The 14,052-nt window shown below is 47.2% G+C and carries 11 protein-coding genes and 1 riboswitch; of the genes, 5 read left to right on the top strand and 6 right to left on the bottom strand.

Annotation, left to right across the window (positions count from 1 at the left end; genetic code table 11):
• Positions 1–306 precede the first annotated feature (306 nt).
• Positions 307–1,320 carry an LD-carboxypeptidase gene (locus KDK19_RS14415; protein WP_257254791.1) on the top strand — a complete coding sequence of 338 codons (1,014 nt, stop codon included), beginning with the start codon at positions 307–309 and terminating at the stop codon, positions 1,318–1,320.
• Positions 1,321–1,383: 63 nt separating this feature from the next.
• A riboswitch (yybP-ykoY riboswitch) is annotated at positions 1,384–1,490 on the top strand.
• Positions 1,491–1,543: 53 nt separating this feature from the next.
• Positions 1,544–2,584, top strand: a complete 1,041-nt coding sequence (locus KDK19_RS14410; RefSeq protein ID WP_257281302.1) for a calcium/sodium antiporter — start codon at positions 1,544–1,546, stop codon at positions 2,582–2,584.
• A gap of 35 nt (positions 2,585–2,619) precedes the next feature.
• On the opposite strand, the gene nrdR is transcribed toward KDK19_RS14410, so the two are convergent.
• From nrdR to KDK19_RS14395, 3 genes are all read right to left on the bottom strand, one after another.
• A complete protein-coding gene (gene nrdR, locus KDK19_RS14405; RefSeq protein WP_257254793.1) occupies positions 2,620–3,081 on the bottom strand; it encodes a transcriptional regulator NrdR in 462 nt (153 codons plus the stop codon).
• Between the two features lie 148 nt (positions 3,082–3,229).
• Positions 3,230–4,483: a serine hydroxymethyltransferase gene (gene glyA, locus KDK19_RS14400; protein WP_257254794.1), complete on the bottom strand. Its 1,254-nt coding sequence runs from the start codon at positions 4,481–4,483 to the stop codon at positions 3,230–3,232.
• Between the two features lie 122 nt (positions 4,484–4,605).
• A complete protein-coding gene (locus tag KDK19_RS14395; protein ID WP_257254795.1) occupies positions 4,606–5,064 on the bottom strand; it encodes a DUF29 domain-containing protein in 459 nt (152 codons plus the stop codon).
• Between the two features lie 194 nt (positions 5,065–5,258).
• On the opposite strand from KDK19_RS14395, the gene ettA reads away from it, so the two are divergent.
• Positions 5,259–6,926, top strand: a complete 1,668-nt coding sequence (gene ettA / locus KDK19_RS14390; protein ID WP_257292234.1) for an energy-dependent translational throttle protein EttA — start codon at positions 5,259–5,261, stop codon at positions 6,924–6,926.
• A 228-nt stretch (positions 6,927–7,154) separates the two neighbouring features.
• Here ettA and KDK19_RS14385 read toward each other — a convergent pair whose 3' ends face one another.
• Complete coding sequence (locus KDK19_RS14385) at positions 7,155–7,652, bottom strand: hypothetical protein (RefSeq protein WP_257292233.1); 498 nt, start codon at positions 7,650–7,652, stop codon at positions 7,155–7,157.
• A gap of 395 nt (positions 7,653–8,047) precedes the next feature.
• Here KDK19_RS14385 and KDK19_RS14380 point away from each other — a divergent pair, with 395 nt between their 5' ends.
• The gene (locus tag KDK19_RS14380; protein ID WP_257288343.1) at positions 8,048–9,892 is read left to right on the top strand and encodes an RNA ligase family protein; all 1,845 of its coding nucleotides are present in this window, start codon (positions 8,048–8,050) and stop codon (positions 9,890–9,892) included.
• A gap of 182 nt (positions 9,893–10,074) precedes the next feature.
• On the opposite strand, the gene KDK19_RS14375 is transcribed toward KDK19_RS14380, so the two are convergent.
• Positions 10,075–10,500, bottom strand: a complete 426-nt coding sequence (locus KDK19_RS14375; protein ID WP_257292232.1) for a hypothetical protein — start codon at positions 10,498–10,500, stop codon at positions 10,075–10,077.
• Between the two features lie 161 nt (positions 10,501–10,661).
• A complete protein-coding gene (locus KDK19_RS24430; protein WP_368736468.1) occupies positions 10,662–10,814 on the bottom strand; it encodes an IS1 family transposase in 153 nt (50 codons plus the stop codon).
• A gap of 150 nt (positions 10,815–10,964) precedes the next feature.
• Here KDK19_RS24430 and KDK19_RS14370 point away from each other — a divergent pair, with 150 nt between their 5' ends.
• Positions 10,965–14,045, top strand: a complete 3,081-nt coding sequence (locus tag KDK19_RS14370) for an FAD-binding and (Fe-S)-binding domain-containing protein (protein ID WP_257292231.1) — start codon at positions 10,965–10,967, stop codon at positions 14,043–14,045.
• Positions 14,046–14,052 lie beyond the last annotated feature (7 nt).

Genomic DNA, 14,052 nt, shown 5'->3' with positions numbered 1-14,052 from the left:
ATCTTCTAGTAATAATGCCCAGCATCATAGCCATTCAAACAGCATAAAGAAACAAGCGTTTAAAACTGAGTGATTCATGCATATTAATGAATGGATCAGTCGTTTTTGTCTAAACTAGCGACAGCGGCTTTCAGCCTGTAAGAGGTGTTTCATGGCTAAAAGCAAGCTCATACAAGTAATGAAAGAACCTGGTTAGCGCCCCTCCAAAGACGACATAACCTTTGATAAAACCTGCTGGAAAGGTGAGAAATTCAAAAATAAGTGAGGGGAAGACTCGGAAAACAAGACCTCCTGCTGGAGTAAACTATGAAAAAATTATTATTTATTATTGTATGCTGGCTTATTACCAGCCCTGTATTGGCATTACCAACTATTAAACCGCCCCCTCTGAATAAAGGCGATACCGTTGCCTTCATTTCCAGTGGCTTTCGTGTTAATGACGCTCAGGATGTGCAATTTGCAACAGAGCGACTTCAGGCATTGGGATTGAACGTTATCTATGGTAAAACGATTTTTCAACAGAGCGGATATTTTGCGGGTACTGATCAGGCACGTGCTGCTGATATTAATGACATGTTTGCCAACCCGGAAGTTAAAGCCATTATTGAGTTACGTGGTGGCTGGGGGTCGGCCAGAACACTGGAGTATCTCGACTTTCCTTTAATCAAAAAGAATCCCAAGATTTTTATGGGTTTTAGTGACATTACCACCTTGCTGTTAGCCATCTACCAGAAAACTGGCTTAATAACGTTTCATGGCCCGATGGCTGCGGCTTTTCCCTGGACGCAATACACCGTCAATTATTTGGAGAAAATTCTCTTTCAAGGTAATGCCATTACTATGGGTAACCCGATCATCAAAAGCGATGATTTAACCCGGACTATTGCGCGAATTCAAACTATTCACCCTGGCATTGCCACAGGGGAAATTCTGGGGGGCAACTTATCCGTGTTAGTTTCCATGCTGGGAAGCACCTATTTACCCAGTTTTAAAAATAAAATTCTGTTTTTGGAAGACACAGGTGAAGATGTTTATCAAATTGATCGCATGTTAACCCAATTACAAACTGCCGGTATTTTAAAAGAAATCTCTGGCTTTATTTTTGGTCAATGTACACATTGTAATGCCAAGGTTCCTTATGGCTCTTTCCGCTTGCAGGAAGTGCTGGAACAACACATTTCACCCTTGCAGATTCCAGCCTGGAATGGGGCAATGATTGGCCACCAGGATAATATATTTACCATTGCCGAAGGTGTAAACGTCCGTGTCGACGCGAGTGAGGGCACCATTGAGATGCTAGAGCCTGCTGTTAACCCCTGACCCGGAAATTTCAATCACTGCTTCGGTAATTCCTCTGGATATCGGCCTCTTAACTCAATATACTCACCCATCACTCGGGGGAGTAGCCTGCCTGGCAGACAGCAGGTGTATACGTCAACATCATTGGTCATTCGACTGTGGCGTATACGACAGTGTGGCAACACATTGTTTGGCGAGACTCGGTTGGCAGCACTGGTTTATGAGGGCCTGGTGATTGCTGACTGTGTCAGAAGCCCTCTCACCTATTGATATGATTGAAATTCTTTCCTTTGTTGCCGCTATAGCGGTGGGCTTTGTTGTTCTATCCACCAGCGCTGATCGTTTGATCGAAGTAGCTTCTACCCTGGCCTCTCGACTGGGTATGTCCATTCTCACCATTGGCATGACCATTGTTGCCTTTGGTACTTCAGCACCAGAACTTCTGGTATCGTCTGTTGCCGCACTGGACGGTTCTGCCGGTATTGCCATTGGTAATGCCCTTGGCTCTAACATCATCAATATCGGTCTGGTGCTGGCATTGTGCGGAATTATTTACCCCTTAGTAGTCAGCCGTCGCATTATTACCCGTGAGCTACCGCTTTTAGTGCTGGTCGTCGCTTTCGCAATGGCTCTAATGCTCGATGGCGACCTCAGCCAGATGGACGGCTTTATCCTGGCCGGGGCCCTGCTCGCTTATTGCTACTATCTGGCAAAACATTCCGGTGGTGACAATGAAGATGAAGACGAAGTGGTTATTCTCTCTATTTCTACCACCCGCGCCGTTGTGGAAAGTCTGGTTCTGCTGGCCTTGCTTATGGGCAGTTCAAAATTGCTGGTTTGGGGTGCCAGTGAACTGGCCCGCTCATTCGGTATCAGTGAAATGATTATCGGCCTTACCGTCATCGCCTTCGGAACCAGTCTGCCAGAAATGGCTGCTGCTTTGGCCAGTGCCCGAAAGGGTCTGTTTGATCTGGTCATGGCCACGGTTATTGGCTCCAATATATTCAACCTGTTGGGGGTTCTGGCTTTTCCCGGGATTCTCAGCGGCGGACTGGCAATTGATTCATCGGTTCTACAGAGAGATGGTCTGGCAATGGCGGGGCTTACTGCGCTTCTGGCGATTTGCATAGTCACCAGTTTGGCAATGGATCGCGACGAAACAAGCTCATCATCCATGACCCTGGGAAGGGTCACTTGCAGCAGAGTACCGCGCTATAAGAGCGCCATTATTCTTGCTGCATTTACCACCTATATGGGTGTGCTGGCCCTCTCTATCATTAGCTGATAAACGAAAACTCTGCACTGAGGTCAGCAATGACCTCAGTGCTTATCAGTCGTCTCCAGTCGTTCAATCTCTTCCCGGAATTCATTCAGATCCTTGAAGTGACGATAAACGGAGGCAAACCGGATGTAGGCGATTTCGTCGAGTTCCCGAAGTTCATGCATGACTTCTTCACCCAGAACCAGAGATTTGATTTCCCGCTCACCGGTGGCCCGGAGCCGAAGCTTGATACGGGTCACTGACTCTTCGATCTGTTCCATGCTGACAGGGCGTTTTTCCAGAGCCTTAGACATGCCCGCACGTAACTTTTCTTCATTGAAGGGTTCACGGGAACCATCTCTCTTGACCAGTCTGGGAATCAACAACTCTGCCATTTCATAAGTCGTAAATCGTTCACTGCAAGTCAAACATTCACGACGACGGCGCACCTGGTTTCCATCTGCCACCAGGCGGGAATCAATGACTTTGGTATCGACAGCGTTGCAAAAAGGGCAGTGCATGGGTAATGGAAACGTTCTTCAGAATGAGTCTTCCATCATAATTCACCCTTGCAGAATTACCAACACTTTGCAGCAATGAAGCGAGAAGTGTGAGAAGCCCACTGACCCGTTTCAGATCAGCGGTCTTCAGTTGAAAAGCAGTCTCAGATTAGCTGTATACAGGCAGACGCTTGCAAATTGCCAGAACATTCACCTTTACATCCGCTACAACCTGCTCATTACCGATGTTTTCCAGTACGTCGCAGATCCACCCCGCCAGAGCAGCGGAATCTTCTTCGTTGAAACCACGGCGGGTAATGGCTGGAGTACCAATACGCAGACCACTGGTGACAAAGGGTGAGCGCGGATCGTTTGGAACCGCATTCTTGTTGACAGTAATGTTAGCTTCACCCAGTGCCGCTTCAGCGTCTTTACCAGTGTACTCTTTACCGATCAGATCCATCAGGAACAGGTGATCGTCGGTACCGCCAGAGACAATTTTGATACCACGCTCAAGCATCACGCGGGTCATCGCCTGAGCATTTCTCACAACCTGCTGCTGGTAAGTCTTGAAGTCATCGGACATCGCTTCCTTGAAGCAAACCGCCTTGGCTGCAATCACATGGCACAGAGGACCACCCTGAGACTCAGGGAATACAGCAAAGTTAAACTTCTTATTCAGCTCTTCATTATCGTTAGCCAAAATCAGGCCGCCACGGGGACCACCCAGTGTTTTGTGAGTAGTTGTCGTGACGACATCGGCAATGCCTACAGGAGACGGGTAAACACCAGCAGCCACCAGGCCAGCCACGTGAGCCATATCGACCAGCAGGTAAGCACCTACCTTGTCGGCAATATCACGGAAGCGCTGCCAGTCCACAACACGGGAGTAGGCAGAGAAGCCTGCAACGATCATTTTTGGCTTGTGCTCATCCGCCAGACGCTCAACTTCCTGATAGTCGATCTCACCGGTTTCAGGGTTCAGTCCGTACTGAACTGCTTCATAAATGCGACCGGAAAAACTGACCTTGGCACCGTGAGTCAAGTGGCCTCCGTGAGCCAGACTCATACCCAGAACCTTGTCACCGGGCTTAATCAGAGCCATGTAGACCGCCGCATTGGCCTGAGAGCCGGAATGAGGCTGAACGTTAGCGTAGCTGGCACCAAACAGCTCTTTAGCGCGATCAATAGCCAGCTGTTCAGTGACATCAACATGCTCACAGCCACCGTAGTAGCGCTTACCCGGGTAACCTTCTGCGTATTTATTGGTCAGGACAGACCCTTGTGCTTCCATCACTCTGGGGCTAGTGTAATTTTCGGAAGCAATCAGCTCGATGTGCTCTTCCTGGCGAACCGTTTCAGCATCGATAGCAGCCTTGAGTTCAGGGTCGAACTCAGCGATGGACATGTCCTTTCTGAACATTAATGATTCCTCGGAATGTTGCCTGTTAATGAGGTTTTTCGGCGACCATTCTAATACACCTGTTCAGGATTTCGTATCGAAAAAGTTTCATGTCAATTTGAGCAAGGCTCATGGGCCCTGACTTAACTTTCCGGCAGCCAGTCCTCAGTCATGATTTGCTCAAAGCTCCAGGGGCACTCAGCCGGGAAATCATCGGGCTTATATTTCATGTCAGCCGCTGCATCCCTCTTTGCAGACCGATAAGCTTTTGGTAAGACCTCATCAATCTTACTGTTTAGGCTGGGGTTATCTTCGAGAAGATCGAGGATGACGCCTCGTTGTTTAGCGACGCTGACCAGCCAGCTCCTGTACCAGTCCGTCATTGTGTGCTGATCGTCTTTTCCGGACTGTATTTGCCATTTGAGCAGGTGCAGGAGCAATTCTTTAGTACAACTGCGTAAAGCCTGATACTGAGCCTTGCCCATATCTTCAATTTCCTCTACCAGGTTGGCAATATCAAGCTCATCAAAGCGTCCTTGCTTAATCAACTCGGCCTGACGATAGGACCAGCTGTAGAAGTCAGTGTCATACAGGTTTTCCATAAAAAATCCTCCATTGCCCTACCACTCTAGGCGTAAACCAGAAGGGAATCAAAATGGACTGCAGTTGCAGGCACCATTGCGGTCGGGATTTTGCCCGAGAGTTTGACATTATTGACAGTAGGTACGAGCATACAGAAAAGCCTCAAAAGTGCTATTATTCCGGGGTTCAGTCAAATCTATTATGGATGCCTAAATTGTCACAATACGTCTACACCATGAATCGGGTGAGCAAGATCGTTCCCCCGAAGCGTCAGATTCTTAAAGACATTTCCCTCTCTTTTTTCCCCGGTGCCAAAATTGGTGTCCTGGGTCTGAACGGTGCCGGTAAGTCGACTCTGCTGCGCATCATGGCCGGTGTTGACCAGGAATTTGATGGTGAAGCCCGTCCGCAACCCAACCTGAAGGTTGGCTATCTGCCTCAGGAGCCTCAACTGACACCCGGTAAAACGGTTCGTGAAGTAGTGGAAGAAGCCCTGGGTGAAATCAAGGAAGCTCAGGACAAGCTGGAAGCGGTTTACGCCGCCTACGCCGAGCCAGATGCCGACTTTGATGCCCTGGCGGCAGAACAGGCCAGACTGGAAAACATTATTCAGGCGGCGGATGCCCACAACCTGGAGCGCAAACTGGACGTTGCTGCCGACGCCTTGCGTCTTCCTGAATGGGACGCTGTCGTAGACAAGCTGTCTGGCGGTGAACGCCGTCGTGTAGCACTTTGTCGCCTGTTGCTCTCCAGCCCCGAAATGTTGTTGCTGGACGAACCTACTAACCACCTGGATGCCGAATCAGTTGCCTGGCTCGAGCGCTTCCTTGTTGAATATCCGGGAACCGTTGTGGCTATTACCCACGACCGTTACTTCCTGGACAACGCAGCGGGCTGGATTCTGGAACTGGACCGTGGTCATGGTATTCCGTGGGAAGGTAACTACAGTGACTGGCTGGAGCAGAAAGAAGCTCGACTTGAACAGGAAAGCAAGCAGCAGGACGCTCATCGTAAAGCAATGCAGCAGGAACTGGAATGGTCACGCTCCAACACCAAAGGTCGTCAGTCTAAATCCAAGGCACGTCTGGCGCGCTTTGAAGAAATGCAGTCACAGGAATTTCAGGCCCGTAACGAAACCAACGAAATCTACATTCCACCTGGCCCGCGTCTGGGCGATAAAGTTCTGGAATTCAATCATGTTTCCAAAGGCTTTGGTGATCGCCTGCTGATCGACGACCTGAGTTTCAGCATTCCCAAGGGCGCTATTGTCGGTATTATCGGTGGTAACGGTGCCGGTAAAACCACACTGTTCAGGATAATTACCGGAGACGAACAGCCTGATTCCGGAACCATTGAACACGGTGAGACGATCAAAATCTCTAATGTTCAGCAGATGCGTGACGAGCTGAAAGATGACAAGACGGTTTTCGAAGCGATCTCCGATGGCCAGGACATCCTGCGCATCAATGGATACGAAATGCAGTCCCGTAAGTATATTGGTCGGTTCAACTTCAAAGGTGGCGACCAGCAGAAACGCGTGGGTGAACTCTCCGGTGGTGAGCGTGGACGACTGCAACTGGCAGCGACACTGAAAGAAGGCGGCAATGTACTACTACTCGACGAGCCCTCCAACGACCTTGATGTAGAAACCCTGCGTGCCCTGGAAGATGCACTTCTGGCTTTCCCGGGCTGCGCCATGGTGATCTCTCACGATCGCTGGTTCCTGGATCGTGTTGCTACTCATATCCTGGCGTATGAAGGCGATTCCAAAGTCACCTTCTTTGAAGGCAACTACACTGAGTACGAAGCCGATCGCAAGGAGCGCCTGGGTGAAGAAGCTGCAGGCCCCCACCGCATCAAATACAAGCGTATTGATGCTTGATTGTCAGACGTTTAGAGCGTAGCTTTCTGGCTACGCTCGCCCCACACCACCGCGTATGAGTCAACACTGCGTGATTCGTACGATTACGCCGCCATTGAGCGAGGGACCTGAAAATAAGTCCACCAGCAATATTAAAAAAACCATCAATATCTGCTTCAGCCGAGCGGCAAAGACCCGGAAAGAACTGGAAGCATTTGTTCTATGTGCTCTCAATTTGTCGACTGCGCGCTAAAAGTTGCTGGCGTCATAGGGCCAGGGAACAAATTTGGCTTTGAACCTATAAAGTTCAGCCATTGGATTTCCAGCGTTGAATAACGGCAGCTTTTCATCAAGTTTATTTGAGTAGTCGATAACACAATCAGTATTGTATCCACTCAGTTGCGAAACCTGTGAAATTATTTCATTTGGATCTGTCGTTCCATCCAACTGTCTTATTAATAGCCCCTCTTCGGAATTTTCGCCTGCGTATATCCTCATCCCCCTCCCTACAATGGAGAATGGTTCATCGGTTCCTAACTCTGTTGCAACCTTTAGTGCTGATCTTAATTTTATATAGTGGACTCTTTTTCCATTAATAGAAATTGGTGGCTTCAACCTGAATTGCTGTTCGTAAAATAGCGATCCTTCATTATTTTCAACACACTCCATTGTCTTCGTTATTGCGAAAGCTCCTGATGACGTGCTCATCATAATAGCTACTGACAATATCAGCCTGAGTCTAAACATCTTCTATACCTTTTTACAAAAAATGTAAGGGTGGTACAGATTCTATTTTTTTCAATAGCAGCTAACGATTCTGTAGAAAAAGAAGATAAGAACAACTGCTTCTGGATTGTTCTCAATCATTGCCTGAACTCACTTTGTATGACTTCACATCACTGCTGACCTATAAAGGTTATTCATTTATGAGGAGGCAGACTTTTCTTTTGATAGCACCCATGCCGCTTTATCCATTGACTCGCTGCGCGCTTCAGCATAGTAATGAGGCAATGGGACAAAAAATCAATCAGCACTTAAGTACCTTTTTCAGGCCCTGAACATTTAATTCTGAGTGAGCGTAGAGCTTTCCAGAGAATAGGCTAATCTTTTCAACTCTGCTGATGAACTCAGGATTGACGACGATGCTTTTTAGGGTACTCAATGGCCTGTCTCTTGGTGTGCTGTCCATTATTACAGGCTCAATACTTTCAAATAATGCACAATCTTCCGAGGCTGTTTTTGTTGGGAGAATGGGAGGGTTGGAAGTTCAGGTTCAGGGAGATAAAGCCCTGTTTAGAAACAACGAATTAATTCATAACAGCAATCCTTTGTCTCTGGCAATGAATAATAAAGGTGTTCAAAAAATAGAAATAGAACCAGACAAGATAGAAATTTACACCTACAAAAACAACTTGCCAGACACTATTTATTTTCCACTACTGATTGAACCAACCCCAACGGCCTCAGGCATTCAAAGCATTGACCAAACCAGAGGATTTCAACTACTGAACGACAGCGTCATATCACTGGCAACCACTGTAATCGATAAAACCATAGTTCTTCCAACGCCCACACTGAATTACTTGCCAACGGAATACAACCCTAAAACGATCACTCACTCTGAGATAGAGCTTTATCAGGAGACTCAACATACGTTTTATGCGACTGCCTCTATCCCTATGTTACCTCCTGTGTCCTCAGTAGCGTCCGGGGGAGATTATATTGACCTTGACTTTGAAGCACCGGATACCATCAGGGTTTACCCAAAAGGAAAAGACAATAGTTCCGAATCCGGTTTTTTTGAGCAGATTATCAGAAAAGTGGCTGATAGCCCTGAGAAAAAAAACGACAATGACAGGCAACAGGAAAAGCAGACAACCACTTCGTCTACACAAAGTGATGCCACCAACTCAGAAAGCACTACTACCACAACAACAAACTCCTCTACCGGAGCCGAAGCTGCTTCAACTTCCACGCTTCGATCAGAAGCCTCAGCCTCGGATGAAGATGCGGATGAAACGCTCAAAAAACCTTTATCCGAACAATTCAATTCCTATCACTCAATAGAAAACAGTTCGAATCAAAAGGTCCTTGATGCCATCAGAGCACTCATTGAAGAAAATGATGAGCACGACCTGCCATGGGTAGTACTTGAAAAAATTCATGGCTGTAATTACAGCTTCTGGACTGATGGCACCGTTGTCAGGGTGGGTAGGAGGAATGACTGGGTGGGCGATGATGAAAAGTTTTTTAATCACCGCCCAGTATATGAACAATACAGAGAAATGATTCTTGATATGTACCGAAAGTTCTGTAAAGAAGGAGACATTTTAAATGTCACGGGCGAACTCTATGGCAAATCTATACAGAAACAAATTTTTTACCAGGACAATATCAAATTTGCAGCTTTCGACATTTTCGTCAACAAACAAAAAATAGATTATAACACTTTTAAACAATGGACTTTGGCGACGGGTATCCCTACCGTTATAGAGTTAAAAATGTGTGACTCCTTTGAAGACGCTCTTTCTTACAACCCGGTTTTTAAAAGTCTTCATAGTCAAACTGCTGACATTGCAGAAGGTGTTGTCATTAAACCTGTTGAGCCCAAATTTTTAAAATATCATCAACCCGTTATTTTAAAAATAAAAAATTCGAACTTTGATGAAACCAATTCAAAAAAAGCATTACCTAAAACTAAAAAAGTCCAACACATCAGTGAAGAAAACCAGATTCTACTTGCTTCACTTCTTGCAAAAGTTACAGAAAACCGTCTTGATTCCGTTACTTCCAAGTCAGGTGAATTAACAAAAAAGAACAATAATAAAATCAGAGGCGAATTTCTTCAGGATATTTTAGATGAATATAAAAGAGAAAATGAGTTAACCGCAAAGGATAAAGTGAACGATGTTAAGCAGTGGAAGCTTTTAATTGGGGAATTATTTAAAGCAATAAATGAACTTATACGGCCTAAGACATATCAATAAATGAGTAAAATTATTGAGTTGTTCCCACGCTCCTGAGGGTGTTGCAAAACCGTTAAGCTACCTCATGAGCGTGAGAACGAGACAACATCAGCTTGCTCGAGTATTTTTTTTGAAGCTCTTTCCCAACAGCTGCATAATTTTCAAGGTCATAAACAGAAGACTGAAACGATGTTTTTTAATCACTAAAAATAATCATTATAAAAATTTATGTGCCTTGTAATATCGCTGCAATTAAGATCTTTATCTTGATAACTCAAGCTCAGTGTTATATTGACCAATATAATAAGAGCAGTATCATTGCCATACTCGTTAATCCAGACCAACAGGCTATCTAACAATTCATCATTCCCGAGAACTCTTGATAAAACATTGAACCTTTCAGAAAAAATCAATATCGAATCATCGAAAATAGCTTTTAGTATTATCCCTACTAATGACCGTTTCTGTGATGGGGTATAAAAAACGTCCTCTATTATATATTCAATCCAGACGCTAATCCCGGTAGTACTCTTTTGTCTAAGAAGAATATCTTCTAAAAGAAGATCACACGATACATTCAGTGGCATAAAAAAAACAACAAACAACACAATCGATTTAACATTCAACATCAGGCAGATCCCCAATACTCATTTTTGAGAGCTGTACGTTTAACGCCTGCTTCAAGTCCTCCATGTATCAAAATAGAAATCGCGCTATTTATCGACGACTCTCACTATATGAAAACCGATGGAAAGAGACTGTAATGGATCGTTACTCTGAAGAAATGATTTCAGCGGCTCAGCTTAAAAGAGAGAAACCGGCAGTGCTTCATAATAGCTGATAGATTCATTGAGATGAATTCAACAATGACCCTATTGTGAATCTCTGCTGGCTTGGAAAAGCAAATAGTCCTGCGGGTTAGACTGTTTAACCAGGTTCTCAGCGTTCTGACTTCTGACTGTTATTTCCTCTAAACCTGAATGAGCAAAAATCCCCACTGACTAAAGACTGTTAATTGCGTACAATACGCAGTCCGAGAAACGTCACCTTCGCTTCGCAAGACGATAAAACAGCAGAGCCCGGGAGTAGGAAAGTGATCAGCAAACTGAACCAACAGGCCGTCAATGCCAACAGCGCAGAAGGGACGCTGTATCAGAACTTTGCCGATCGGTTGGCCAGCTCCGGATTCCAGGGCGATATAGAGCTGGGTTATGCAGAACGGACTGTGCTGGCCACCGACAACTCGATCTATCAGGTGTATCCGGAAGGTGTCCTGTACCCCAAAGGCACTGAAGATCTGAGCAAAATGCTGTCATTGGCCAATGCACCTTCTTTCCAAACTATTGTGCTCTCTCCGAGGGGAGGGGGTACCGGCACTAATGGCCAGTCACTCACCTCGGGATTTATGGTAGACACCAGCCGCTATATGAATCAGGTTCTGGAGATCAATCCTGAAGAGCGCTGGGCGAGAGTTCAAAGCGGCACCGTCAAAGACCATCTGAATGACCTGGCCGCCAGGCACGGTCTGTTTTTCGCCCCGGAACTGTCCACCAGCAACCGGGCTACGATCGGCGGCATGGTAAACACCGATGCCAGTGGTCAGGGATCGGTTGTCTATGGCAAAACCCGCCACCACGTCCTGGAACTGACTTCAGTCTTCGCTGATGGCACCGTGTGGAACTCATCGCCTCTGACAGAACAGGAGCTTGACGACATCTGTCAACGTGAAGACCGTGCAGGGCAGATTCACAAAACGCTGATTGAAGCCTATAACCAGAACAAAGAGCGAGTCGAAGCCGTTTTTCCAAAGCTCAACCGAAATTTGACCGGTTATGATCTGGCCAATATCCGCAGAAAAGACCCTGTGAACCCTGAAGACTCTGGCAAGTTTGATCTCAATGCCATTCTCTGCGGTTCCGAAGGGACACTGGCCATGATCAGTGAGATTAAGGTCAACCTTCTGCCAATACCCGAAACCTCAGCACTGGTTCTGGTGTTCTATTCAAGCTTTCAGGAATCGCTGAGGGATGCCCGGTCTCTTATGCAAGCCACCCCCAGCTCTGTTGAGACCATTGACTCCAAAGTCCTGTCGCTCGCCAAAGCAGACAGTGTCTGGGAGACCGTGAAAGCCTATTTCCCGGATGATATTAACCGGATTGACGGCATTAACTTTGTTGAATACACCGGACAATCGGAAGCCGATATTCAGGAAGGTATTGAGCGCTTGAAAGCGGAGCTGAACAAGCCTTCGGAAATCCAGCGGGTGGGTCACAGCATTGTGACAGGCACCCCAAACGTCAAAAAGATCTGGAATATGCGCAAGCAGTCCGTGGGCCTGTTGGGCAACATGGAAGGCGACGCACGACCTATACCCTTTGTAGAAGACGTAGCCGTGCCACCAGAGAATCTGGCTGCTTTTATCGCTCGCTTTCGGGCTTTGCTCGATAGTCATAACCTGTCTTATGGCATGTTTGGTCATGTCGATGCAGGGGTTCTCCACGTTAGACCCGCTATCGACATGAAAGATGTGCAACAGGAGGTTCTGGTCAGAACGATCAGTGATGAAGTTTCTGCACTGGCAAAAGCCCATGGTGGTGTTCTCTGGGGAGAACATGGCAAAGGCGTTCGCTCTGAATACGCACCCGACTTTTTCCAGGATCTTTACCCGGTACTGCAAAACATTAAAAGTGCTTTCGACCCCCATAATCAGCTGAATCCGGGGAAAATAGCGACCCCCTCCACCCGGGCCTCAGAAACTCTGCTGAAGATTGACGGTGTGCAAACCCGTGGCCAGCTTGACAGAACCATCGAAAGAAAGGCCTTCGAGGTTTTTACCCGAGGCATGTACTGCAATGGCAATGGTGCCTGCTTCAATTACAACCCCAACAGCGCCATGTGTCCAACCTGGAAGGCCACTCTGGATAGAACTCAATCACCCAAAGGTCGTTCAGGACTGGTACGTGAATGGCTGAGACTGCAGAGCACATCGGGCAGCAATATCTCTGAAGCAATCGGCGAGGCACGCCAGTCCGGACATTTCTATAATGCCTTGGATAAGACCCGTAACAGCATTGACAAGCTGCGGGGCAAAGGAGATTTCAGCCATGAAGTCTACGAAGCTCTGGACAGCTGTATGAGCTGTAAATCCTGTGCAGGTCAATGTCCTGTTCAGGTGAATGTGCCTGATTTGAGATCCCGGTACTTTGAGCTCTACCACACTCGCTACCTGCGTCCCGCCAAACATCACGCTGCTGCCATGCTGGAGCCCATGCTGCCGGCACTGGCAAAAGCCAAATCCGTTTATAATCGGGTAGCCAGCTCGGGTTTGATGAACAAGCTTTCGGCTAAAACATCAGGTCTTCAGGATCTACCGGCTATCACCAGTGCATCGCCTTTGGAAGACAGTTGTCGTTCTGGTGCTTCTGTGGCTTCAGACAGTCTGCTGGCTTCCATGACAGAAAAAGAGCTGGCTCGAACGGTGGTGATTGTCCAGGACGCCTTTACCAGTTTTTTCGAAACCCCGGTACTGACTGATCTGGTCGAGCTGTTAGTCAGACTTGGGTATCGCCCCCTGGTTGCACCTTATAAACCCAACGGAAAAGTACTGCATGTCTATGGTTTCCTGGGACGCTTTGAAAAAGTCGCAAAAACCAATGCCAGGGCACTCAAAAAGCTTGCCGATAAGGGCGTAGCCCTGATCGGGATTGATGCCGCCGTTACCCTGACTTACCGGGATGAGTATCATGAGATCATGGGTGAAGAGGCTCCTGAAGTGCAATTACTCTCGGAGTGGTTCGCCAGTCAGGCGGATACTATTCGTGAGCTTCAGTTAAACCTGAGTGGTGAGTTCAAGCTGCTGGGTCACTGTACGGAGACCACCAATGCACCTGCTGCACCGGCACAATGGCAAAAGCTGTTTTCCGCCTGTGGACTAAAACTGACATATCAGGCAACTGGCTGTTGCGGCATGGCGGGCATCTATGGGCACGAAACCCGCAACCAGAAAACGTCCCGAAAGCTATACGACATGAGCTGGAAGCCTGTAGTGGAGAGTCCTGAAAACCAAGGCCAACTCGTGGCTACAGGCTACTCCTGCCGAAGTCAGGTAAAGCGTTTTGGGGATACCGAGATTCCTCACCCGGTTTCAAAGCTGCTGGCCTTAATGGACGGGTAGAATAATC

Origin of the sequence: Endozoicomonas sp. ONNA1 (genome assembly GCF_024606325.1) — a bacterium.
GTDB lineage: Bacteria > Pseudomonadota > Gammaproteobacteria > Pseudomonadales > Endozoicomonadaceae > Endozoicomonas_A.
Note: the sequence above shows the minus strand (reverse complement) of the source record. Positions and strands in the feature narration are given on the sequence as shown.

Bases quoted from the DNA above. Each gene is read 5' to 3' on its own strand.
- KDK19_RS14375 (WP_257292232.1), bottom strand. From the start codon at position 10,500: ATGTTGAATGTTAAATCGATTGTGTTGTTTGTTGTTTTTTTTATGCCA.
- KDK19_RS14380 (WP_257288343.1), top strand. From the start codon at position 8,048: ATGCTTTTTAGGGTACTCAATGGCCTGTCTCTTGGTGTGCTGTCCATT.
- KDK19_RS14415 (WP_257254791.1), top strand. From the start codon at position 307: ATGAAAAAATTATTATTTATTATTGTATGCTGGCTTATTACCAGCCCT.
- KDK19_RS14385 (WP_257292233.1), bottom strand. From the start codon at position 7,652: ATGTTTAGACTCAGGCTGATATTGTCAGTAGCTATTATGATGAGCACG.
- glyA (WP_257254794.1), bottom strand. From the start codon at position 4,483: ATGTTCAGAAAGGACATGTCCATCGCTGAGTTCGACCCTGAACTCAAG.
- KDK19_RS14395 (WP_257254795.1), bottom strand. From the start codon at position 5,064: ATGGAAAACCTGTATGACACTGACTTCTACAGCTGGTCCTATCGTCAG.
- nrdR (WP_257254793.1), bottom strand. From the start codon at position 3,081: ATGCACTGCCCTTTTTGCAACGCTGTCGATACCAAAGTCATTGATTCC.